Raw genomic sequence first — 23449 nt, 5'->3', positions numbered from 1 at the left:
GGTTCGAGGGATCCTCAGTTCGAGGGATTTGACGAGCGTACCGCTGCTGCCACTGGGACATCGGCTCCCCATGGCGCAGATCTGCTGCGATCGCGCCTCGGTTCGCCAGCCGGAGAATCCGCGAGGTGCTCGCCCGTTCGAGTCCCCGGAGAGCAACCGACGTAGTCGGTCAACCAAGCGGACCCGGGAGAATCATGAGTTCCGAACGTGCAATCGAATCAGGTGTCGCTCACGGAGATCCCGGAGGGTGGCTGCTCCAAGATTCGGGGCCTGGCAACTGGATCAATGTCAGGCACACACGGCGCACCACCGCGTCACCGGCAATTTGCCCAGGCGCTAATGTCAAGGTCGTGCAGAGGCTTCTCCCACCCGCGACAGCGGCCATGACGTTTGACCGCTGGGGGCGCTTGCGAAACAGCGGCCTGGCTGGTGTCGCGGACGCCCCGGGCAAAGCAATCCAGGGTGCTGTGGTATCGACGCGCTATTCGGAAGCCGAGACTAGGAGTGTGGAGACTATATCCGCAGCGACCTAGCATAAGGGGCGGTAGCTCAGTTGGTTAGAGCCGCGGACTCATAATCCGTTGGTCGCGGGTTCGAGCCCCGCCCGCCCCACAACGTAAACGTGCAGGTAGACCCAATAAACGCCCGTTAGCAGCAAGTTTCTGATTCCGCCAAAAAGGCCAAACGTTCATCACTCGTTCATCACTTTTGCGCCGCGTTCAACGCCAGCGCCAGCACAGCAAACCGCCCTGGCACCAGTGCGCGGCGCAAAGGTTGTCAGAGGACAGTGTTGAAATACTGACGGACGCGACCGTCAACGCGGCGTTTAGTGGCAGTGGCGCTAGTAGGGTGATCTTCCGCTAGGTGCAGGCGGGCAAGACATCGAGGAGGGGCATTGACAAGCGCGGTGAAGAACAGCCACCTCGCGGCCGCAAAATCAGCCAAGAACGACGAGTTCTACACTCAGTGGGCCGATATCGAGCGGGAGATGAACGCGTACCTTGAGTTCGATCTCGATGTCTTCCGCGGCAAGGTCATCCTTTGCCCGTGCGATGACCCTGAGTGGTCTAACTTCACCAAGTTCTTCGCGCTCCACTTCGTAGACTTCGGGCTCCAGAAGCTCATCTCGACGTCCTATGCGCCCGATAGCAATCCGGCTGGTGCGTATTACATGCCGACGCTGTTTGAGACGGAAGATCCGAAGTTCGACACCACAAAGACGCGCGTCAACGGCAAGAAGTTTGTGCTGGAACGGAAGGACATCAACGGCGACGGCGTGGTCAACATAGACGATCTTCAGTGGGAATATCTTGAGGGAGACGGTGACTTCCGTAGTGCCGAGGTGACGGCGCTGCGAGACGAGGCTGACTTCATTATCACCAACCCGCCGTTTAGCCTCTTTCGCTCGTTTATGACCTGGCTTGTCGGCGGAGGGAAGAAGTTCTCGGTAATCGGAAACAACAACGCCATCACTTACAACGAAGTCTTTCCTCACATTATGGCGAACGAGCTTTGGAAGGGTGCCACAGCCAATAGCACCGACATGGTATTCGGGGTACCAAAGGGCGCAAAAGTGTCGGAGGCCGATCGGCTGAAAGCTGCAAAACTTGGTTACCCGCCCGACGAACTACACGACTACACACGCCTCGGGAATTCATGCTGGTTTACCAACATCGATCACGGCCGACGTCATGAACCGCTGCAGCTGATGTCCCAAGCGGACAACATCAAGTTCAGCAGGCACAAGGAGGTTCGCGGCGTCGGCTATCCGGCCTATGACAACTTCCCCGCGATAGAGGTGCCTTTTACCGACGCGATCCCGAGCGACTACGACGGACTGATGGGAGTTCCTATCACGTTTCTGGATAAGTACAACCCCGACCAGTTCGAGATCGTCGGCAGCAGTGAAGGGGACTTCAAGCCGACGAAGACGTATGGTCCGAAGGAACGCGTGGTCGACGGCGTTCGTATGAAGTCGAAGACGGGGAGTCTGGCTTGCTACATCCGCGTCGAAGAGTTTGGCCCCGGTGCCTACTTCGATGTCGGTTACCCCGTCCGGCGAATCTATAAGCGTCTGTTCATCCGTCGGAAGACCACGTCATGAAGACCGACCTAAAGCATTACTCGGTCGAGGAGATCGTGCAGGGCTTCGTCTACAACGAGCTGGAGGGCAAGGGGCTTTTTGGTCTGGCTGGCAAGCTAGTGATCCAGCCCGAGTACCAGCGTAACTACATTTACAACGACGGCAAGAGGGATGTCGCCGTGATCGATTCGCTGCTGAAGGGCTACCCGATCGGTCTGATTTACTTCAATGTCAACGACGTTAGCGACCAGCTTGAAGTTCTCGACGGCCAGCAGCGCATCACGAGTATTGGACGATTCATCACCGGAAAGTTCGCGATCAAGGTCGACGGTAAAGAACAAACGTTCTCGTCACTGCCTCTTGAACACCAGGCCATGCTGAAGGAGAGCGAGCTGCTGGTGTACGAGTGCAAGGGCACCGAGAAGGAGATCAAGGAGTGGTTTCAGACCGTCAACATCGCCGGTGTGCCGCTCAACAAGCAGGAGCTGTTAAACGCGATTTACTCCGGCCCATTCATCACCAAGGCGAAAGCCGAGTTCTCTAACAGCCAGAACGCCAATATGCAGAAGTGGTCGAGTTACATCAAGGGCGATCCAAAGCGGCAAGAGGTACTTGCTGAAGCTCTGGAGTGGGTCGCTTCTGCCGAGGGCAATGGCGTCGACGCCTACCTTGCTCAGCATCGGAAGGATCCAGACATTGGCCAATTGAAGGCTTATTTCACGGCGGTGATCGACTGGATCGGCAGCGTCTTTATCCGGTCGCCGGACAAGGAAATGCGTGGCTTGGCATGGGGCGAACTGTACGAGGCATACCACTCGAAGTCGTACAACGCTGAAGTACTCGACACCGAGGTCGATGCTCTGCGCGCCGACCCGGCGGTCACAAACAAGAAGGGGATTTACGAGTATCTGCTATGCAACAAGCAGGACTCCCAACTGCTCGCGATCAGGCTGTTCGATGACAAGACGAAGATCGCCGCTTACACCCAGCAGACGGAGAAGGCGAAGGCAGAAGGTCTATCGAACTGCGCATTATGCGCAGCGGGCGATAGTAGCAACAAGAGCCGCATCTACCTCCTGAAAGACATGGAGGCAGACCATGTGACGGCCTGGTCCAAGGGTGGCAACACAGACCTCGATAACTGCGAGATGCTCTGCATCACCCACAACCGCGCGAAGGGCAATCGGTAGATCCGGTGGGGCATACGCTGATGATTCGATCTGGCTCTGGCGACAGCCCGCAATATTCATGCGGATAGCCGACAGGTAGACCGAATTCGCTTTCCTCATCGCGAGATCCACAAATTTCAGCGTGACCGACTGGCGGGGTAAAACTTACACCCGGTTGATAACCCGTATTGCGTTGCATAGCAGCTACTTACATCAACGCAGCGCCGGGAATTTCCGGTGCCGTGTATTGGGCCTCGGCGGTCAATTGGAGCGCAACACCAGCGCCACGGTGCCGAACGCCCGTTCCGAAAGACCTTGAGTAGAAGGACTCAATCAGAGGGTACCCGTTAGTGTTACCGGGAATTTGGCGCAGCCCTTTGTAGAGGACGTTTGTATGTTCCCTCACACCAACGATATTCGACGGTGCGCCAGGTCCAGAGGTCGCAACGACAGCGACGTATCCGCTTGGGACCATTGAACTTTCAACGATAGAAATTGGGCTCTATTGCCATGAATGTGGGTCGGGTGGGGTGTGCTATGTCTCGCGTGGCGTGACGGCCTGGGCGCACGGGCAGCCCATAGGTTCGAAAGCTCCAAAACCTCGTACCAAGGAGCTTGCCCGTGCGCGCGACCACCTTACTCAACCGTCTCGTTCACCTGCCGAAGACCACGATCCGCGACGTCGAATTCGGTGCCGAGGCGACGCTGTGGGTGCGCCCGCAACAACGGGTGATGTCCTGTCCGCATTGCGATTTCCGCACCCGGCATCGCTACGACACACGGGATGTGGATTCCACGTGGCGGCACCTGGACCTGAGCGGGCAAGTATGTGTGCTCAAGCTGCGGCGACGCCGGTTGCGCTGCCCCGAGCACGGTGTGCTGGCCGAGTCGGTGCCGTTCGCGCGGCCGGGGTCGGGGTTCACCCGCGACTTCGAGGACCTTGTGGTCTGGTTGGCCACCAAGTGTGACAAGAAGACGGTGTCGACCTTTTGCCGCGTCGCGTGGCGCACCGTCGGGGCGATGTGTTCGCGCGTCATGGCCGAAAAACTGGACACCGACCGGCTCAGTGGGCTGGTCGACATCGGTGTCGATGAGATCTCCTGGCGCAAGCACCACAAGTACTTGACGCTGGTATCCAACCACGACACCGGCAAAATCGTGTGGGGTGCACCCGGCAAGAATGCGGCCACTCTCGACGTGTTCTTCACCGAGGCTCTGCCCGCCGACGGCGCGAAGAAGATCCAGGCGGTGTCGATGGATCTCGGGCCGGCGTTCGCGAAATCTGTTCGCGCGCATGCCCCGCAGGCGGTGATCTGTTTCGATCCGTTCCATGTCGTCAAGCTGGCCACCGATGCCCTCGATGAGGTGCGCCGTCAGGTGTGGCAGTCCGCGCGCACGCTGTCGGACAAGCAGATCGCCAAAACCTACAAGGGAGCCCGCTGGGCGCTGCTGAAGAATCCCGGATCCCTCACCGACACACAGCAGGCCACCCTCGCCCAGCTCAAACGTGAGGGCGGCGCACTGGTGCGTGCCTACGAACTCAAGGAATCGCTGCGGGCGGTGTTCGCCGGGGACCTCGACACCAACACCGTCACCCACATGCTGGACAAATGGTGTGCTTGGGCGCAGCGGTGCCGGATACCGCAGTTCGTCAAGGTCGGCCGAACCATCAAGAAACACCTCGACGGCATCCACGCCGCGGTCGAGCGCGGTCTGGCCAACGGCCGCCACGAAGGGCTCAACAACAAGGTCCGGTTGATCATCCGCAGGGCCTATGGCTTCCACAGCGCCGAGAACGCGCTCGCCATGATCATGCTCGTCTGCGGACCGGTCACCCTCGAGCTCCCATACCACACATGAGGTCATCCACATTCATGGCAATAGAGCCAGAAATTGGGCCGTACTTACCCACACGCGAAAGCTTGAAAATTTCGCCAGTAGGTTGGTTTCCGACAAGCTGGCCGCCGTTTTGCAAAACAAACGTTGGTTGGTTCAGCGCAGGGATGAAATCCCATTTTGCTTTAGCACTGTTGTTGTTTTCAACGTTGGCCCTAAACCCTTGGATCACTTCGGATTCCGTCTCATTTACCAGCGCGACAGCCTCTTGACCTGAATCAGTCAAACCGTAACCGTGCTCGCGAATGTGGCGCAATGCATGTTCTAGGTCAGCGGAGTCGATATCTTCCGAACCGCTACGCAAATAGTGGGTATGGGTCTTATCGAACGATTTACCCATGAAATCAGGTGGTTTCATGTTATCTGCGCCAGACCACAAACCGTAGCAATTGAATGCCGCAAGTTTCACGGGTTCGAAGCTAGTGGAGCGGCAACCCGTTGCGCTGATGGCACGCCGATTCAATCTGCGATCTAGCCAGCAAACCCGCTGGCGTTGGCCGCGTTCATCACTTGTTCATCAGTTGGCCCGCCTATGCTCTGACCTGCCGCGATGATTAAAGACCCGCAAATGAATGCCTTGAATCTTTCAATCATGTTGTTTCACAAGGGATTTAACAGCGCAGATTGAATCATCCAAAGCCGTTGTAGCGTCCCTAGATTCGGTCCAAAACGGCGCGACGGCCGGACTCATAATCCGTTGGTCGCGGGTTCGAGCCCCGCCCGCCCCACTGTAAAAGGTTATTTTTCAAGATCAGTCTCGCCGAGTCATCGTTTATTCATCGTTTATGCGGACCGCGCGGTCCAGCAGGTCCGCTACCTGCGTGTGGATCCGGCCTCGGGTCATGTAGCGGTCCGGGGTCATGCTGACGTGGCTGTGGCCGAGATGATCGGCGCCGATCGGCGCCAGATAGCCCCTCGTCGTCGATCAGGGTCGCCACCGTCTTGCGGAAGCTGTGGGTGGTCACCTCGGCCACCCCGAGTTCTTCTCGTGCCGTGCGCCACTCCTTGCTGAAGTTGTTCGGGTCGCGCAGTGTCCCTGCCGTCGAGGGGAAGACGACCACTTGCTCGCCGAGGTAGGGCAGGTGCCGGCGCTTGTCGAGCACGTCGACGGCGAACTTGGGGAGCGGGATGGTTCGCCGGCCGGCGGCCGACTTGGTCTCATCGACGCGTAGCAGGCCCTCGCCGGGCACGCGGATGACCTTGCCGGTGATGGCGAGCATGCTCGCCTTCGCGTCGAAGTCGAGCCAGCGCAGGCCGAGGAGCTCCGAGCGCCGAAGGCCGGTGGCGATGAGCAAGGTGATCGGATCGACGAGGTCGTGCTTTTTGCAGAAGTGGGAGGTCTGCAGCTTGGCGAGGAGTTCGCGCAGCTGGTCGGCGGTAAGCGCGACCGCGCCTTTGGGCTGGCTCTTGGACCGCAGCGGTTGGTTGGCGCCCAGCCCCAACGAATGACTTTTCATGCGTAACTGCCTTAATCATCGCTATCTGCGGGGGTTCGGGTCCAGGAGAGCGGTGCGGTGGCCAATGCGTCCAATTCGCGGCGGAGTCACCACTTGTGCATCTGGAGTGATCCGAAAAAGTCTGGCCGACCCCGCCAGTCACCTTTTAGCTCCACTTGTTTGACCATGCGGAATGCCGCGGATGGTCCGCGTCGAGGACGCGCAGCGCCGGGTGGCGTACCCGGAATTGGCGCGGCGATCACCGCTATGGGCCTGCTGATGCCACTGCCCGTTTGGCCGCCTCGACCAGATGGGAAGCGGCGCGGTCCATCCTCTTGCACTCGGCGGTGGACAGTGACTGGTGGGTGTAGGCCGCCTTGTTCTTCAAGCCGAGCAGGATGCTCAGGTGTTTTCCGGATCCCTTGTCCGCCGTTTCCAGCAGAGTGACCGCGTCGTTGTGGGTTCCGCTTGACGAGTGCACTCCTAGCCGGACGCAGCAGATAACGTCGGACGCGGCGATGCCGGCGTCCACAAACAGATCACCCGCTGCGTTGGGCATGTCGTCTTGTAGATGCTCGGCGGCGTCGAAAAACTCAACCGCCTTGGACAGGCGCCCCGCCGTGACAGCGGAACTGCACTTACGTGTCCCCGCCATCAGGCCCTTCTTGATCCCGTGCCTTACCTCTCGGGCGCAGCTGGCTTTTGAGCCATGCCCGTGTCCCGGCGACGGTCAAGCCTTGCCTGGCCACGTCGCTGAGCAGCGGCTCACCTGCGGCGGCCGCGGCGCGAAGCGCGTCTTCGGTGAACTCGACGATGCGGCCGTCGTTGCCCGTCCAGGCGGTGACCGACCGTGCGAGTTCGCTCACCTGTTGCTCCCACGCCTCCGGATCACCATCGGGTTCGGCGTCGGAGGCGCGCACCAAGAACAGATCAATGTCGCTGTCGAGAGTCATCCGCCCCGTCGCCGCTGACCCGAACACCGCGGCGTACTTGGGCGCCTCGCCCCACCCTTGCAGGTGCGCCTCGAGGCGGTCCAGGAAAGTTGCGGTCAGCCGTGACAGCGCCAGGATCGGCTCTGCCGCAAGATGTTCGGTGTTGAGTCGGTAAATGTTGGTCCTGCCGACTCGATCATGGAGTACCACACCCTGGGCAGTGAGGCGGGTGAGGACTTTGCGGATGCCTTCGCCTGACGCGGTGGTCAGGATGCGCTGGATCTGGGCGATCGTGAATGTCACCTCGCTGGTCGCCAGAACGCCGAGTACGTCGCCGTCCAACGTCGGCGTCACCGTGGCGAACGGCCGGTTCAGCTGCATCGAGGACACCATCTCTTCATCTACAACTAAAGTTAGAGTATAGCAACTATAGTTGGAACCGCTCAGGCGTACAACGCTAGACGGTATGGGCAGGCTGGGGCCTCGCTGCATGTGATCGTGGGTTGCCGACAGGAATCAGGTCCTGGCCGGTAGAGCCACAGATGTAGGAGGCCCCAGTGAAACGCCATCGTACGAGTGTTGGGTTGGATGTGCACGCACGATCAGTGGTCGCGTGCGCCTTGGACGGGGACACCGGGGAGGTGTTCGAACGGCGATTGACCCCGGACTATCGGGATGTCCTGGACTGGCTGCGGTCGCTGCCGGGCAGGGTGGCGGTGACGTATGAGGCGGGGCCAACCGGGTTCGGGTTGGCCCGGTTTCTGCTGGCCGCGGGGGTCATGTGTCTGGTGGCTGCGCCGTCGAAGCTGCAGCGCCCATCAGGGGATCGGGTCAAGACCGACGCCCGTGATGCCGCGCATCTGGCCCGGTTGCTGCATCTGGGACAAATCGTGGCGGTCACGATTCCCAGCGCGGATCAGGAAGCAGCTGTTGACGGACATTCAGGGTGACCACCTGGGGGTGGGGTTCCGGCGTTGAGGGTGAGGATGCTTCGGCGGGATCTGAGCGGCGGCATGGTGACGACGCCCCCTGTTCCCGGGGTTACGGTGGCCTGGGTTCGTTTCGGCGATCATCGTGGCGCCGGATGTTCGTGGCCGGGGGATCGACTGGCGCAGTGACGGTTCCAGCCCGGGGCGGCCAACACGAGATGACCCCTTCCCGACTGGCATCGTGGTAGACCATCTTGGTGCTTCATGTCCTCCCGAGCACCCGATGATCGTCGTCCGCACCGTCGAGTGGGCCGAGCAGGCCCTGGGCGCCGGCGAGCTCGGCTGTCCGCACCCCGGGTGCGGCGGCGCCCTCACACGGTGGGGATACGGCCGCCGCCGGCGCGTCCGTAGCCTCGGCGCGCGGACCCTCGACGTGCGCCCCAGGCGGGCACGATGCACCCGCTGCGCCAGCACCCAGATTCTGCTGCCGGCCACCCTGCAGCCACGTCTGGCCGACACCACCGAAGTGATTGGCGCCGCCCTGGCCGGCAAGGCCGGCGGCCACGGACATCGCCGTATTGCCACCGCGCTTGACCGCTCGCCGTCGACCGTGCGCCGCTGGATACGCCGCGCCACGCGCAGCGTTCATCTGCAATGGCTATGGCAGCGCGGCAGCCAGGCCCTCATCCGGCTCGACCCCGACGCGTTCAACCAGCTGCCTCGCGCCAGCAACCCGCTGCACAACGCGCTTATCGTCCTGGCCGCCGCCGCCTGCGCGGCCCGCCAGCGGCTGGGCTTGACCGAACCCCTATGGACGCTGATCGGCGTGCACACCCAAGGCCGGCTTCTGGCCGCACCGACCTGAACCGCCCACATCGCCCGGACCAATCCGGCCGGGCCGGCGATCCCGCTCGCCCATCCCCGGCCGGCACCGTGAACACCACCGCCGGCCGACACCGTCACCGCGAGCATCACAGCGTCAGCGTGAACACCAAATCGCGCTAATCATCCTCACCGAGAACGCCGCCAACATGCTCACCTTGAACGCCGGTCAACAAGCAGCCCGCGATCTGGTGCGCGCCCGTGAGGACTGCCGCGGCGATCTGATGAGTTCCCGGCACCGGGTATCGAAACTGCTGCTGCGCCAAGGGATCATCTACTCCGGCGGGCGGACTTGGACCGGTAAGCACGAGGCATGGCTACGGGCGCAACGCTTCGAAGCCACCCCATTGCAGCTGGCTTACGACACCGCCCTGGATACGATGCTGGCCACCGTTGATCGCCGCGACCGACTCGATGCCGCGATCGCCGAACTGGCCGCCGACAGTGCCTACACGCCGGTGGTCACGCGGTTGGGCTGCTTGCGTGGGGTCTCGACGTTGACCGCGTTCGGGCTGGCGGTCGAGATCGGTGACTGGGGCCGGTTGACCGGGCGCTCAATCGGGGCCTACCTCGGGCTGGTGCCATGCGAGTACACGTCGGGGAATTCACGCTCGCAGGGATCGATCACCAAGACCGGCAACGGCCATGCCCGCCGGTTGCTGATCGAAGCGGCCTGGCACCACCGTCAACCGTATCGGCCCGGGGTAGATCTGCGGCGGCGCTGGGATGCCGCCAGCCCGGCAGCACGGGCGCGGGGCCAGCAAGCCAACCGGCGTCTGCACCACCGCTGGGTGTCCTTCGATGCCCGCAAGAAGCGCCCCGTGGTCGCCAACACCGCCATCGCCCGGGAACTGGCCGGCTGGTGCTGGTCGCTGGCTGTGCTCGACACCTGAGCACCGGCCCATAACTGTCCGAACAACCCGGTGGTGGCGGCAGCGCCTGGGAGTGACCCGCGAACGCCCTATGAGCAATCATGTTGCAGTGCAGTCTGATTACGCTCGATCTCTAGACCCGCGATCCACTCCAGCAGAACAGTCCGTCCTGCGGTAACCAACCCGCGAATATCAGACTTGACGACGCGTCGACACACGACACGCTCGCCATCCACCCAAAGTCAGTTCGGTCAACGGAAGCGGCGTCCCGGCGACGGTCGAGGACGCCGCTTCCCCCTGCGGTCTTGACAAAACCGATTCCATATCAGGGCGGCGATGATCGCCCACTGGCACTCACCCGAGCATCTCCAATGCCCGCAAGACCGGGGACTTCGTCCGCGGTAGGCGCGAAGCGATGTCGATCAACCGGCCCGGCTTGCCGCCTTGACGCAGCCACTTCCGCAGCGCATCGCGCGTTTCGGCACCCGCCCCGCCGGACCGGGGAGGCGCTATATACACGTAGAGTACACGTAACGTGTAAACTTCGTGTATGAGCAAGGTCCGTACCAATATCGAGATCGAGGACACCTACATTCAGACGATCATGGATCGCTATGGTGTTCGGACCAAGACGGAGGCGGTCGATCTCGCGCTGCGCCATCTCGCCGGCCAACCAATGACGCGCGATGAGGCCTTGGCGATGCGCGGCGTCCGGGCCATCGACGAGATCCCGGCCGACTCGGCGCCCACATCGGCATCGTGATCCTCGCCGACACGTCGGCGTGGGTCGAATACGACCGGGCAACCGGCAGCGCCGTCGATCGGCGCCTCACCGGCCTGATTAGAGACGAGGGGCCGCTGGCCGTGACGGAACCCGTCATCATGGAGGTCACGGCTGGCGCACGAACCGACGAGCGCGAGGCCGATCTGCGTCGTCTGCTGCTGCGCTTCAAGCTGCTTCACTTCGACACCGCCGCGGACTTCGACGCGGCAGTCCGCATCTACCGGAACTGCCGCCGGGCCGGGATCACACCGCGCGGGCTGGTCGACTGCATGATCGCGGCGGTAGCGTGGCGCCACGGTGCCACCCTTCTTGCGCACGACCTCGACGTTTACCGCCTCGCAGAAGTCGCAGGCATCGGCCTGGATCGGGCGTCGCTCCGTCGTTAGCCCAGCCCCTCGCGGAATAGCGGTAGGCGCCCGTTGGCTAGCCTCGATTTTTCGTGCGGGTGGGGTTCGGGGGTGCTGAGCCATGAAGATCGCTGAGCGATAGCGATTTTGGGCTTGGGGTGTGTTTGGCCGTCCCGTGTCGCCGGGGTGGGCGGGCTTTCCTATGGCCGGTGGGTCTTTCGGGTCGTCGGGGCGGGTTTGCGGTGGTCAGGGGAAGGCGGCGCGGATGCGCTGCCAGGCGGTTGCGATGGCACCGGCCCAGCGCCAGGTGGCGTCGATGCGCAGCCGTAGTTGGCGGGCGCCGCGGGTGATGCGGGCCGCGACGTGCAGGACCCGGTAGCGGAAGGCGGTGATCTCGCAGCGGGCCAGCTGCGGGGCGTCGGTGAATCCGATCAGTTGGGCCCAGGCGACCAGATCGGCGGCGGCCAGGACGATTTCGAGCCAGGCGGCGTTGGACTGGAAATCATGACAGGGCAGGTTGGCCAGGCCGGCGGCTTTGGCTTCGCGGATGCGGTCCTCGACGCGGGCGTGCTGGCGGTGGCGCAGTTCCAGACCGGCCAGCTGCCCGGGAACCATCCCCGGTGGGGTGTCGGTGATGAAGGCGGTCACCCGCATGCCGTCGATGTCGGTGAAGCGCAGCTGCGCCCCGGGGTGTGGGCGTTCTTTGCGCAGCACCAGCCGGGTCCCGGCAGGCCAGGCCGACAGGTTGACCAGGCCGGTGGCCTCGGCCACCCACGCCCCGTCCCGGATCTGCCCATCGGAGTCGATCCCCGGATACCAGCCATCGCCGAGGTTGAGGGTGTCCACGGCGTCCTGGACCCGGGCATCGACGGGAAACCCGAAGGAGAACCCGACCCCGTGATCGCGGCAGGCCTGGGCAAACTTGTGGGTGGCTCCGGCGGAATCTGAGCGCACCACCACCGCCGGCGCAGCCGGGTTCTGCGGGCCGGGACGCCAATCTGCCGGCAGCGAATCCAAAGCCTGCTGAAGGACCGTGACGTGATCGGCGGCGGTATTGGATCCGGCGTTGCCTTTGCGCAGCAGCCCGGCCAGGGCCTCACCGCCGGCGATCTCCGGGCGGTCCAGAAACGCCAGCAGCGGGTGATGGCCGAACGACTTCTTCCACGTCGGCGCCGCCTGCGCCTTGTTGTCGGAATGGTCGATGACCAGCGTGGCGTCGATGTCGATGTACAGCGGCACACCCGCCGGGGGCGCGGCCCCGGCCGCCCAGGCCGCCGCCCGCGCCGATGCCCGCGCGGTGCGAACCTTCGGCAGGTGCGCGGCATCGATGCGATAATCGATCAGCCGCCACATCGTCGTTGTCGAGGCCTTGGCCCCGAACACATGCTCGCGATCCCCACACAACTGGCCGACCCCGTCGATGCAGTCCGCCCCGTCAGCCACCGCCGCGGCAAGATCGGCGAACACCGCACCCGGGGCATAAGTCCACGGCCCCTTGTAAGTATCGGCCAACACCGCCGTGACCTGCGCTGATAACCCGGTCAGATCGGCCAGTTCCCGCAACAGCCCCATCCCGGCGTGCGACACCACCCCGCGACCGTCCGCCGATACTTTCACCCGCCGCGCCACCGCGATACCCTTCACTTGCGAAGTGCCTTCCGCTCGCCATATGGAAACCTAGAGAATTCCCATTATGCGTTGCAGGACAGGCACTTTCGCGCATCAACACCCAGCTACTTCGGCATTCCGCGAAAAATCCGGGCTAGCTTCGAATAGTCCGTCGGTGTTTGCGACCTTGACTGGAATTCCACCCCGTCGAAAAGGGGTTTCAGCCGCCGTTGACGACCGCAGACTCGGTCGATGGCAGTCATCGTTTATTCATCGATAGTGATCGAGATTCGACCGGAATCGTCGAGGACTGTTCAGACTATCGAGTTGCTCAAATATCTTGTGGCACAAAATAAGTTGCGCATTTTCCGGATATGGCGAGAACGGCCTTTTGCAAATCCGTTGGTCGCGGGTTCGAGCCCCGCCCGCCCCACCAACCGTTCGATTATCTGTCGCCTGTGCCCTGCCTTCAGCAAAACCCGGCCAGCGCCGACTCCTCCGAAGGTTTGGCCGCCGGCATCCTCGGCGATACCGGCGCCAAGGCATCGCCACGCCTCTAGCATTCCGTTACATGGTTTCCAAGGGATCTGCGATGCGCAGTCTGGTGGGCCGGTTGGCGACAGCCGTCATGCTGGCGGCAGCGGCGATGGCAGGCACGACGATCGGGATGCCGGCGGTGAGCTCGGCGGCGTGCGAGCAGGGGCAGTATTGGGAGCCGTTCACCAAGGCCTGCTACCCACTGGGTGTCGGGCCGCAGCCCCTGGCTTGCGATCCGGGGCAGTGGTGGGACCCGAGCGGCAATGTCTGCCGGCCACTGGGTGTCGGGCCGCAGCCGCTGGCCTGCGATCCCGGGCAGTGGTGGGACCCGACCACCAATGTCTGCCGGCCCCTGGGCGTCGGACCGCCGGGCGGGTGACAGCCACCGGCCGTCGCTGTGATCGGCGGCGCAGACCTTGAACGCGAGGTGGCCCGGACGTGACTTTTCGGCGCGCCGTCCGTGGTTCGCCGTGCCGGTGTGGCCGGCGCAGGCTATGAAATGACGGTGAGCACCCACCATGTGAATCTGACCGAGCAGGAATCCTCGTTGATCGCCGAAAGTCACCCCGAGGCCCTGCAGCGCATGGACGAAAAGCAGCTGAAGGATCTGCAGAGCCGGCTCAGGACGGCGCGCGAGAAGAACTTCAGCCTGTTGCGGCGTCAGGGCGCGGCCCGGGTGGCGGCCGAAGGTGCGCGCGGTGCGGCCCAGCCGGCCAACGAACGGCGTGGTGAAAAGGTGGAGGTCTTCGACGAGGCGCTGGCCCGGGTGAGCCAGCGCCTCGATGCCGTCCGCGACACCGAGTAGCGACGGAGTCGGCCCTCGGCTCCAGAAGGCGTTCATGGGCTGGACGTACATGGCGTTGTAGGTGAGCGGGTTGCCATCGACGGCGTCGCGGTCGACATCCGGCTCGCCAACACGGCTGCGGTTCTTTCCTTCCTTTGCGGTAGAACGGTACGAGTTGGATCATTGCTGGCCACTCCTGGAAGGGGCTCAACATGCAGTCCGTCAGCGGAACGAACGTCCTCGTCACCGGTGCTGCCATGGGTCTCGGGAAGCTCTTCGCCGCCAACGCCGTCAAGGAGGGCGCCGCCGCGGTCGTCCTCTGGGACGCCAACGAGACCGCGCTGAAGAAGACCGCTGCGGAGTTGGAAGCCGCCGGCGGCGTTATTCGTGTCGAGACCGTCGACGTCACCTCGCAGGATGAGGTGGCCGAGGCCGCCGCGCGCGTCCGTGCAGACGTCGGCACCATTCACGTGCTCTTCAACAACGCCGGAATCGTACGGGGAAACGGCTACTTCTGGGAGAACAACCCGCGCGACTTCCTGCTCACCATGGAAGTCAATTCCATCGGCCCAATGCTGGTGGCCCGGGAGTTCCTGCCGGCGATGATCGCGTCCGGTATGCCGTGTCGGGTCGTCAACATCGCATCGTCAGCCGGGCTGAACGCCATCCCCCGCATGGCCGCATACGCCGCTTCGAAGTGGGCGGCAGTCGGTTTCTCTGATTCGTTGCGGCTCGAGTTGGAACAGGCCGGCCATCACGACGTCAAAGTCACCACTGTGTGCCCGACGTACATCAACACCGGCATGTTCGAGGGCGCCAAGGGCATACTGTTCACCCCGATGCTCGAACAGGAGGACGTTGTCGACCGCACGTGGACGGCGATGCTCAAGGGCAGGCCGTTTGTTGTGATGCCGTGGACGTCGAAGATGAACAAGGTGCTCTCTGCGGTGTTGCCGGTCCGGCTGCGCGATGCGTACCTCCGCCGCGTCGGCGTGTACAACTCCATGGACGAGTTCACGGGGCATTAGCGCACGGGCGCGATGCACCGGCCCCAGCGATTGCCAGCTCGATGAGCCAGCACCTCGATGCCGTCCGCGACACCGAGTAGCGGCGGAGTCGGCCGTCAGCTCCAGAAGGCGTTCATGGGCTGGGCGTACATGTCGTTGTAGGTGAGCGGGTTCAGGCCCAGGGAGTCTTCGATCGTGGCCATCAGGCTGTACTCGTTGTAGTAGCTGTTGGTGACGAAGTGCCCGGATTGCATCCCCCCGGTTGCCACGGCGCCCTGGTTGGGGATGACGATCATCGGAACGTTGTTGCCCTGATTGCCGATGCCCAGTGACAGGTTGTTGTAGTCCTCATCCCAGGTGATGATGATGGCGTCCTTCTGGGTCGGGTCGGTCCACGTCGGCGAGCTTTGAATGGTGGACACCTGCTGCTGGACGAACTGGTCGCCGGCCGAGACGTTGTACTGGTGCGTCGTGAGCTGGCTGCCAATAAAGTTGGCAATGCCGGAAGGAGAACTGACGGGGCCTTCCATGTTGTTGGCCTCGTTGGCGGCCAGCCACGCGAATTTCGGTGCGGTGCTGGGGTTCTGCAGATTCGGGCCCAGCTGCGACAGCGGCAGCAGGTGGGTCTGCAGGTAGGCCGGGGTGTTGTTGTAGACGTAGCTGAACTGGGCGAAGGGTAGTTCGTCGACGGCGTAGTTGCCCGACGACGTGATGGCACCCGGGTAGGGCATGCTCTGCGCGTAGCCGGCCCACGACACGCCCGACTGATCCATTTCCTGCATGAGGCTGGGCGCGTTGATGGAGTTCGACGTCGGGTTGTAGTCGATGCCGAAGTCCGATCCGCCCATGATCCGGAAGTAGTTGGGGTTGCTGGGGTGGCCCAGCGAGTAGTAGTTGTCCGCGTACCCGTAGGTGTTGATCAGGGCGTTGATGTAGGGCGCGTTGGGGCTGCCGATGATGTCGCCGACGCCGTGGTTCTCCATGTAGATCAGGAACACGTGGTCGAGTTGGCCGACGTGGGACGTCGGGACGGTGAGCGGCGCGGCGGTGAGGCTGGGATCGCCGACGGTGAACGACAGGTTGTCGGCGTAGGCGTTGTTGTAGTGGCCCAGGATCGGGTTGTGGTCGGCGAAGGTCGCGGTCACCACCGCGGAGGTGGTGCCCACCGGGATCGTGCCGGAGATGTCTCGTGGCTGAAAGCCGGTGAGTCCCAGGCGGTCCAGCGCGGTGACCGACCCGGTCGAGCCGGTGCCCAGAACGACGCCGTTGGCGCTGAGGAAGGTGACCTTCAGTGAGGCCGACGACGGGTCCAGCAGGTAGCCGCCGAGCATTCCGCTCAGCGTGTACGGCGTTGTGCCGGTGTCGATTCTGCTGAGTGCGCCGCTGAGGTCGACGGTTTGGCTGATCGACGACGTGCCCACGGGTCCGCCGCCGGCGAAGTTGTTGCCGCCGCCCGGGGGCGCGCTCCCCGGGAAGCCCAGGGCGCGCGGCAGATCCGGGAACGGCGACGCGGTCGGCGACGGATAGCCGCGCGGGGTGCCGTATGCGATCACGGTCGGGGTGCCGGTCACCGTCCAGCCCGGGATGGTCACCGAGCTGAAGCCCGACCCGGACGGGTCGGCGATCTCGAAGCCGGGATTGACCAGCAAGTTCTGGCTCATCGGCAAGCCGGGGATACCGTTGCGGCCGAACAGCAGCCCGCCGGCCCCGATGGTGCCGGGGCCGCCCATCAGCGCGAGGGTTGCGGCGTTGCCGCCGTTGCCGCCGTTGCCGCCGTCGCCGATCAGGAAGGCGTTGCCGCCGGTCCCGCCGCCTCCGCCGCTGTAGCCGGGGGCGGCGTCGGCGCCGGCCCCGCCGGAACCGCCGTTGCCCAGCAGCGACCCGCCGCCCCCGCCGTGGCCGCCCGCCCCGCCGGTGCCCGTTGCGGCGAATCCGCCTGTCCCGCCGGCCCCGCCGCAGCCCAGCAGGATCGCGTTGCCGCCGGCGCCGCCCTGCCCGCCGGGGCCCGCTGCAACACCACCCGCGGCGCCGCCCGCGCCACCGGTCCCTCCGGAGCCCAGCCAGCCGGCGGTGCCGCCGGCCCCGCCGAGGCCCCCGCCACCGCCAGCGGCTCCGGTCGCCAGCACCGATCCGCCGGTCCCGCCGGTCCCGCCGCTGCCGATCAGCGCGCCGCCGGCCCCGCCGGCGCCACCGGTCCCGCCGACGCCGTCATTGCTGGAACCGCCGTCGCCGCCGGTCCCGCCGCTACCGAACAGCGGGCCGCCGCTGCCGCCGGCCCCGCCGGTCCCGCCATCGGACTGGATGGACGACCCGCCGACCCCGCCGGCGCCGCCGCCGGCGCCGACCAGCCCGCTGAGCGGCCCACCCGCCCCACCGGCCCCGCCCGCGCCGGGGCGCAGACCGGCGGTCAACTGACCGGTCAATCCACCGGTCCCGCCGACCCCCCCGGCGCCCAACAGCCCGCCGGGCCCGCCCGAGCCGCCGCTGCCGCCGTCCCCGCCGCCCCCGGAGGTGGCGCCGACCCCGCCGGCCCCGCCGGGACCGCCGTTACCGAACAGCCACCCGCCTGATCCGCCCATGCCGCCGGCAATGCCGGGGCCGGATGCGCCGAACCCGCCGGCTCCGCCGGCGCCGCCGCTGCCCAACAGCCCGGCCGCGCCGCCGGTCCCGCCGGGCAGGCCGTTGGCGCCGGACCCGCCGGCACCGCCGTCGCCGAGCAACCACCCGCCGGGCGCCCCGGCAGCCCCGCTGCCCGCGGCGCCGGGGGCGCCGTTGCCGATCAGCGGGCGACCGGTCAGGGCCAGGCTGGGCGCGTTGATCGCGTTGAGCGCCACCGCGGGCAGCATCAACCCGTTGGCGCCGGTGGCGCCGCTGCTGCCCGTAGGCGTACCGACCCCGCCGCTCCCACCGGCCCCGCCGATGCCGAGCAGCACGGCCCTGCCGCCGTCGCCGCCGACCCCGCCGGCGAATCCGGCGGCGCCCTGTGCGCCGGCACCGCCGGCACCGCCGTCGCCGAACAGCAGCGCGCCGGCGCCACCGGCGCCGCCGTCCCCGCCGGCCCCGGACAACGCGAACCCGCCCGCGCCGCCGGCCCCGCCGAAGCCGATCAGGCCCGCGCTACCGCCGGCCGCGCCGTGGCCACCGGTGCCGGCGCCAAAGGTGTTGCCGCCGGCCCCGCCCGAGCCGCCGGAGCCCAGCCAGCCGGCGTGGCCACCGACGCCGCCGGTGCCGCCGTTCCCGGAATAGCTGGTGCCGCCGGTGCCGCCGGCGCCGCCGTTGCCCAGCAGCGCGCCGGCCGCGCCGCCGGCCCCGCCGGCGCCCCCGTCCCCGGTGCCGCCCAATCCGCCGCTGCCGCCGTCGCCGCCGTATCCGGCCAGCAGGCCGCCGGTCCCGCCGGCACCGCCCGCCCCTCCGGTGTCGCCGGCTCCGCCGGTGCCGCCGACCCCGCCGCCGCCGAACAACCCGCCGGCGCCACCAGACCCGCCGGTCCCGCCGGTCCCGGTCGCCGCGAGCCCACCGGTGCCGCCGGCCCCGCCGCCGCCGAACAACCCGCCGGCCCCGCCCGATCCGCCGGTCCCGCCGGTCCCGGTCGCCGCGAACCCGCCGGCCCCGCCAACCCCGCCGGTGCCCAGCAGCCAGCCGCCCTGCCCGCCCGCGCCACCTGCCGCGCCGGTGCCTCCAGCCCCGCCGGCCCCGCCGATGCCGATCAGCCCCGCGGCCCCGCCGGCCCCGCCGGCGCTACCGGCCGCGCCCGACCCGCCGGCCCCGCCGTCGCCGAGCAACCAGCCGCCGGCCCCGCCGTTGGCCCCGGTCCCGGGTGCCCCGTTGGCGCCGTTGCCGATCAGCGGGCGCCCGGTCAAAGCCAGAATGGGCGCATTCGCCGTGGCCACCACGTTCTGCTCCAGGGCCAGCGGATCCAGGATCGTCTGCAGCCATGATCCGTTCACGGCCTCGGCGGCCGCGTAGGAGCCCGCGCCCCCGCTCAACGCCTGCACGAACTGCTCCTGAAACGCCGTCGCCTGGGCGTTCAGCGCCTGATAGGCCTGCGCGTAGTTGCCGAACAACCGCGCGACCGCCACCGACACGTCGTCGGAGGCCGCCGCTGCGACATTGGTGGTCGACGGCGCCCACGACGCGGTCGCCTTGCCGATCGCCTCTCCGATCCCGCTCAACTCCGCCGACGCCGCGGCCAAAGCCTCGGGCTGTGCGATCAGGACAGTCGGCATCTGCGCCTCCCAGCAAATTGATCGGGGCGACTCGGAAGCGATAACTGTATTTCACCGAGTCGTGGTCTGTGAAGCACATCACAGCTGGTGTCGGGGGTCGGGCGTGGTAGCCGCTTCGTGCTTTCCGCAAATCGTTGCTCGGGGGCGCGCCCGGCGGCGGGCTAGATTACCCGTATGCGCCTGGTTCGCCTGTTCGCTGCGGTCCTGACGATCCTGACGGCGGGGTTGTCGCTGGCAACCCCCGCCGGCGCGCAGCCGCCGGCCCCGCTCACCGACCACATCACCGACACCACCGGGGCGTTGACGAGTGCGGGTCGGGCCGCGGTCAGTTCGGCGATCGACCGGCTCTACCGCGACCGCCACATTCGACTGTGGGTGGTCTACGTCGACAACTTCTCCCGGTACAAGCCCGAGAACTGGGCCGACCGCACCCGCAGCGCCAGCGCGATGGGCGATCACGACGCGCTGCTGGCCGTCGCCACCAACACCAAGCTGTACGCGTTCAGCGCGCCGAGCCTGACGTCGGCGGAGTCGAACAGCCTGCAGGCCAACAAAATCGGGCCCGCGGTGGCCGCCAAGGACTGGAGCGGCGCCGCGCTCGCCGCGGCGGACGGGTTGGGCCCGTCGGCAAGCCCGCCGCACCGGAGCTGGCTGACGACCGCGATCGTCGTCATCGCGGTCGTCGTGATCATCGCCGTGGCCGTGGTGATCCTCGTGCCCTATCGCAGGCGCCGCCGCCGCGGCGCGCCCCAACACGACCCCGGCGGCGGGCACGTCGGCATCGAAGGGCGCACCGATTCGTTGCCGCAGGCGCTGTCCGTCGCGGACGCCAGATTGCGCCAGATCTCCGACTACGTCGCCCGGCATCGCCAGAGCATCGGCGCCGAGGCCAAAGCCCGGTTCGACGAGGCGCGACGGGAATTGGCGGCGGCGCACGGCGCGCAGCCGGGCAACGACGGCGAGGTGATCGCCCATGCCAACCGCGCGTCGACGCTGGCCGCTCAGGCGCAAACCCTGGCCAACGCCGACGTGCAGGCGACGCAGCGCACGCGACGACGTCGAGGCGCCAGCTCCAGGTGACGTCAACCGTCGCTCGGGTCGGGGATTCGAGCCGACCGCCGGTGCGCCCATGACGTTCGAGCGATTGGAGTAAACGACGATGAAAACAAGGCGCAGTGCCTTTCGGTCCGATCTGCTCGACGGCAAGGTCGCCCTCGTCACCGGGGGCGCCACGGGGCTCGGACTGGAGACCTGCCGCGTCCTCGGCCGCCATGGCGCTCGAGTCGCCCTGTGCAGCAGAAAGGAGGCGAATCTCCAATCCGCGCTGCAGGTTTTGCGCGACGACGGCATCGACGCCATGTACGGCGTGTGCGACGTGCGTGAGTTCGAGGCCGTGGCCGAGGTGGTGGACTCCGTGATCGCGCGGTTCGGAAGCCTGGACATCCTGGTCAACAACGCCGCGGGTAACTTTCCGGCTCTGGTCTCGGATCTGAGTCCCAACGGCTTCAAAGCGGTGGTCGACATCGACCTGCGCGGAACGTTCAACGCGTCCAAAGCGGCCTACGAGCGGTGGCTGCGCGACCACGGCGGCGCGGTGGTCAACATCACCGCCGCCACCCAGTATCGGGGAATGGCGATGCAGGCGCATGTCGTCTCGGCCAAGGCGGGCATCGACGCCCTGACCCGGACGTGTGCCATCGAGTGGGGGCCCGCCGGCGTCCGGGTCAACGTCGTCGCCCCCGGCGGGATGGCGGGCACCGAAGGCGTGCAACGCATCACCGGCGGAGACGACAAGTTCCCGACGGACTCCAACCCGTTGCGCCGGCTGGGCTCGACGACCGAGGTCGCCCAGACCGTGCTGTTCTTGGCCAGCGACGCCGCGTCCTACATCACCGGCGCGGTCATCGTCGTCGACGGAGGCAGCTGGCTGACCGGACGCGCGGAATTCTGACGGCGGGACCTGCACCCTGCTCTTCGTCGACGTGATCGGTGACGAACTCGAGCGGTGCGCCGGCTTGGGCATCGGATCGGGAAAGTAGGTCAGCTTCGTCGGGGTGTCGCGGGCGCTCGGCGCCGCCGTGTGCGACATTGGAGGCATCGCAAAGACATCGTTCGATCCGCTCCTGCTGGGTTTTGCAGCCCACCGACGGTGGTTGCTGCTCCGGTTGAGATGTCGGCAGCGCGTTCAGGCTGCCCGAACAAGCCGCAGACGGCGATCGCCCTGAAGCGGCACAGCGCGCAAGTAACGTTGCACCGATGGACGGTGTGGCAGAACTGGTGCCGGTGCTACCGGCGCACCGCTTCGACGAGGCCGCTCTCGCGCGGCACCTGCGCGGACAACTGCCCGGCTTCGACGGGCAACTGACGGTTCGCCAGTTTCAGGGCGGACAGAGCAACCCGACGTTTCACCTGCAAACCGCCGGTGGCGAGTACGTCCTGCGCAAGAAGCCGCCGGGCAAGCTACTGCCCCGGGCGCATGAGGTGGAGCGCGAATACCGTGTCATGTCGGCGTTGCGGGACACCGATGTGCCGGTGCCCCGCATGCGGCTGTTGTGCGACGACGAATCCGTCATCGGCACAACCTTTTTCGTCATGGATTACGTCCCCGGACGCATCTTCACCGATCCGGCCCTGCCGGAGAGTTTCCCAGAACATCGTGCGGCGATCTACGAGGACCTCGCACGCGTCCTCGCGGCGCTGCACCGGGTGGATTGGCGCGCGGCCGGGCTCGAGGGGTTCGGCAGGCCGGAGGGCTACCTGCAACGCCAGGTGGCGTTGTGGACCAGGCAGTGGCAGGCCGCGCGCGTGGAGGACATGCCCGCGATGGACCTGTTGGCGCAATGGCTACCCGAACACCTGCCACCGGACGACGAACCGGCCTGTATCGCGCACGGCGACTACCGCGTGGGCAACGTCCTGATCCATCCGACCGAGCCCCGGATCGTTGCGGTGCTGGACTGGGAGCTCTCGACCATCGGCCATCCGTTGGCCGACCTCGGCTACACCTGCCTGACCTATCACCTTCCGCCGGGCTCCACCGGCACGAGTGGTGTGGCGGGTGAGGACCTGACCGGCACCGGCATCCCAGACGAGCATGCGTTCGTCGCGAGCTACTGTCGGCATGCCGGCCGGGAGCCACCCCGCTCGCTCGACGCCTTCATCGTGTTCTCTTTGTTCCGCCTGGCCTCCATCACCGCCGGCGTCTGGCGGCGCGGGCTCGACGGCAACGCATCCGACTCCCGGGCCGGCACCACGGAGGTCCGCGACCGTTACCGCGGACTGGCGCAGCTGGCATGGGCTCTGGCGCAACGGCTGGCGGAGGCTTGAGGCTGCGACGACGAGCGGCGGCGCAACCCGCTCACCAGCGCGTAGCGATCGGATCGTCGAACGGCTCGTAGGTGCCGGTGGCTTTCCACTGTTCGGCGGCCCTGTGCGGAGTGCCGAACCACCGGACGTGCCGCGCCACCTCCTGCGGAGAACGCGCTCCGTCCGATAGATGCCCGGTCGGAATCTCCTCGGGTGTGAGTGGTTCACCCAGGAAGGGATTCAGAACTCGCGCGCCGAACAAGATCAGGTTGTCGGTTCCGGGCAGGGCCGCAGACGGCACCTGCATCGCGGTTGCTCCGCTGTTTCGAACGAGATCAGCCAATTGCTGTGTGAGAGTGTAATCGTCGCCGACGAGCTGATCGGCAGTCAGCCCGTAGCGGGTGCAGTCATCGAAGTCGACCCGTGTAACGTCGTCGACGTCGACCACCGCCGCCCACAAATTCAAGACGACGTCGTCGGGATCGCCGCCCGGGCCCACATTGTGGCGAAGCATCTCGGCGGCAGGGCCGAGCGGATGCAGGCTCAGATACTGGACGGTGTCGCTTCTGGCGCGGTGGAAACGGCCGGCCTGTGTGCTGGGGAACGCCCACCATGGCGAGTCGTACGACGCGTGCCGGAATGCCGTCACTC

Annotated in this window: 18 protein-coding genes, 1 tRNA gene and 3 pseudogenes; 15 read left to right on the top strand and 7 right to left on the bottom strand. The window is 66.0% G+C overall.

What is annotated here, in order from left to right:
* Positions 1 to 538 precede the first annotated feature (538 nt).
* The 4 genes from ACJ512_RS20025 to ACJ512_RS20010 all read left to right on the top strand — a co-directional run bounded on the left by ACJ512_RS20025 (position 539) and on the right by ACJ512_RS20010 (position 5112).
* Positions 539 to 612 (top strand) — tRNA-Ile (locus tag ACJ512_RS20025).
* A 283-nt stretch (positions 613 to 895) separates the two neighbouring features.
* Complete coding sequence (locus ACJ512_RS20020; protein ID WP_407689712.1) at positions 896 to 2104, top strand: adenine-specific methyltransferase EcoRI family protein; 1209 nt, start codon at positions 896 to 898, stop codon at positions 2102 to 2104.
* Positions 2101 to 3273: an HNH endonuclease family protein gene (locus ACJ512_RS20015; protein ID WP_407689713.1), complete on the top strand. Its 1173-nt coding sequence runs from the start codon at positions 2101 to 2103 to the stop codon at positions 3271 to 3273. The genes ACJ512_RS20020 and ACJ512_RS20015 overlap by 4 nt, the downstream gene beginning before the upstream one ends.
* Before the next feature lie 600 nt (positions 3274 to 3873).
* Positions 3874 to 5112, top strand: coding sequence for an ISL3 family transposase (locus ACJ512_RS20010; RefSeq protein ID WP_407689819.1), 1239 nt, complete (start codon positions 3874 to 3876; stop codon positions 5110 to 5112).
* On the opposite strand, the gene ACJ512_RS20005 is transcribed toward ACJ512_RS20010, so the two are convergent.
* From ACJ512_RS20005 to ACJ512_RS19990, 4 genes are all read right to left on the bottom strand, one after another.
* Positions 5084 to 5557, bottom strand: a complete 474-nt coding sequence (locus ACJ512_RS20005) for a hypothetical protein (protein ID WP_461479820.1) — start codon at positions 5555 to 5557, stop codon at positions 5084 to 5086. The genes ACJ512_RS20010 and ACJ512_RS20005 overlap by 29 nt on opposite strands.
* A gap of 367 nt (positions 5558 to 5924) precedes the next feature.
* Complete coding sequence (locus ACJ512_RS20000) at positions 5925 to 6605, bottom strand: site-specific integrase (RefSeq protein WP_407689747.1); 681 nt, start codon at positions 6603 to 6605, stop codon at positions 5925 to 5927.
* Between the two features lie 244 nt (positions 6606 to 6849).
* A complete protein-coding gene (locus ACJ512_RS19995; RefSeq protein ID WP_407689748.1) occupies positions 6850 to 7239 on the bottom strand; it encodes a hypothetical protein in 390 nt (129 codons plus the stop codon).
* Positions 7223 to 7897, bottom strand: a complete 675-nt coding sequence (locus ACJ512_RS19990) for a nucleotidyltransferase domain-containing protein (protein ID WP_407689749.1) — start codon at positions 7895 to 7897, stop codon at positions 7223 to 7225. The genes ACJ512_RS19995 and ACJ512_RS19990 overlap by 17 nt, the downstream gene beginning before the upstream one ends.
* A gap of 176 nt (positions 7898 to 8073) precedes the next feature.
* On the opposite strand from ACJ512_RS19990, the pseudogene ACJ512_RS19985 reads away from it, so the two are divergent.
* The 5 genes and pseudogenes from ACJ512_RS19985 to vapC form a co-directional block, all read left to right on the top strand.
* Positions 8074 to 8451 (top strand): annotated as a pseudogene (locus ACJ512_RS19985) (IS110 family transposase); the annotation flags it as partial.
* A gap of 277 nt (positions 8452 to 8728) precedes the next feature.
* Complete coding sequence (locus ACJ512_RS19980) at positions 8729 to 9310, top strand: helix-turn-helix domain-containing protein (protein ID WP_407689831.1); 582 nt, start codon at positions 8729 to 8731, stop codon at positions 9308 to 9310.
* A 187-nt stretch (positions 9311 to 9497) separates the two neighbouring features.
* A pseudogene (locus ACJ512_RS19975) lies at positions 9498 to 10220 on the top strand (transposase); the annotation flags it as partial.
* Positions 10221 to 10749: 529 nt separating this feature from the next.
* The gene (locus tag ACJ512_RS19970; protein WP_407689838.1) at positions 10750 to 10962 is read left to right on the top strand and encodes a type II toxin-antitoxin system VapB family antitoxin; all 213 of its coding nucleotides are present in this window, start codon (positions 10750 to 10752) and stop codon (positions 10960 to 10962) included.
* Positions 10959 to 11369 carry a type II toxin-antitoxin system VapC family toxin gene (gene vapC / locus ACJ512_RS19965; protein ID WP_407689837.1) on the top strand — a complete coding sequence of 137 codons (411 nt, stop codon included), beginning with the start codon at positions 10959 to 10961 and terminating at the stop codon, positions 11367 to 11369. Before ACJ512_RS19970 ends, vapC begins: the two co-directional genes overlap by 4 nt.
* A 207-nt stretch (positions 11370 to 11576) precedes the next feature.
* Here vapC and ACJ512_RS19960 read toward each other — a convergent pair whose 3' ends face one another.
* Positions 11577 to 12974 carry an IS1380 family transposase gene (locus ACJ512_RS19960; RefSeq protein ID WP_461479767.1) on the bottom strand — a complete coding sequence of 466 codons (1398 nt, stop codon included), beginning with the start codon at positions 12972 to 12974 and terminating at the stop codon, positions 11577 to 11579.
* A 556-nt stretch (positions 12975 to 13530) separates the two neighbouring features.
* Between ACJ512_RS19960 and ACJ512_RS19955 the strand changes: the two genes are divergently transcribed.
* The 3 genes from ACJ512_RS19955 (at position 13531) to ACJ512_RS19945 (ending at position 15287) form a co-directional block, all read left to right on the top strand.
* Positions 13531 to 13854, top strand: coding sequence for a hypothetical protein (locus tag ACJ512_RS19955; protein ID WP_407689707.1), 324 nt, complete (start codon positions 13531 to 13533; stop codon positions 13852 to 13854).
* Positions 13855 to 13974: 120 nt separating this feature from the next.
* Complete coding sequence (locus ACJ512_RS19950) at positions 13975 to 14280, top strand: hypothetical protein (protein ID WP_407689706.1); 306 nt, start codon at positions 13975 to 13977, stop codon at positions 14278 to 14280.
* Between the two features lie 191 nt (positions 14281 to 14471).
* Positions 14472 to 15287, top strand: a complete 816-nt coding sequence (locus ACJ512_RS19945) for an SDR family NAD(P)-dependent oxidoreductase (RefSeq protein ID WP_407689705.1) — start codon at positions 14472 to 14474, stop codon at positions 15285 to 15287.
* Between the two features lie 212 nt (positions 15288 to 15499).
* Here ACJ512_RS19945 and ACJ512_RS19940 read toward each other — a convergent pair.
* Positions 15500 to 19492, bottom strand: a pseudogene (locus tag ACJ512_RS19940) (PE domain-containing protein); the annotation flags it as partial.
* A gap of 174 nt (positions 19493 to 19666) precedes the next feature.
* Here ACJ512_RS19940 and ACJ512_RS19935 point away from each other — a divergent pair.
* The 3 genes from ACJ512_RS19935 (at position 19667) to ACJ512_RS19925 (ending at position 22819) form a co-directional block, all read left to right on the top strand.
* Positions 19667 to 20572: a TPM domain-containing protein gene (locus ACJ512_RS19935; RefSeq protein WP_407686409.1), complete on the top strand. Its 906-nt coding sequence runs from the start codon at positions 19667 to 19669 to the stop codon at positions 20570 to 20572.
* 79 nt (positions 20573 to 20651) lie between these two features.
* On the top strand, positions 20652 to 21443 hold the full coding sequence (locus ACJ512_RS19930) for an SDR family oxidoreductase (protein ID WP_407686410.1): 792 nt from the start codon (positions 20652 to 20654) through the stop codon (positions 21441 to 21443).
* A 305-nt stretch (positions 21444 to 21748) separates the two neighbouring features.
* Entirely contained in the window at positions 21749 to 22819 is a 1071-nt protein-coding gene (locus ACJ512_RS19925; protein ID WP_407686411.1) for a phosphotransferase, read from the top strand.
* A gap of 31 nt (positions 22820 to 22850) precedes the next feature.
* Here the strand turns inward: ACJ512_RS19925 and ACJ512_RS19920 are convergent, their stop codons facing one another.
* Positions 22851 to 23447 carry an RES family NAD+ phosphorylase gene (locus tag ACJ512_RS19920; protein WP_407686412.1) on the bottom strand — a complete coding sequence of 199 codons (597 nt, stop codon included), beginning with the start codon at positions 23445 to 23447 and terminating at the stop codon, positions 22851 to 22853.
* Positions 23448 to 23449: the final 2 nt, after the last annotated feature.

Origin of the sequence: Mycobacterium cajalii, assembly GCF_045809005.2 — a bacterium.
Classification (GTDB): domain Bacteria; phylum Actinomycetota; class Actinomycetes; order Mycobacteriales; family Mycobacteriaceae; genus Mycobacterium.
The sequence above is the reverse complement of the archived record's forward strand: the minus strand, read 5'-3'. Positions and strand labels throughout refer to the sequence as shown.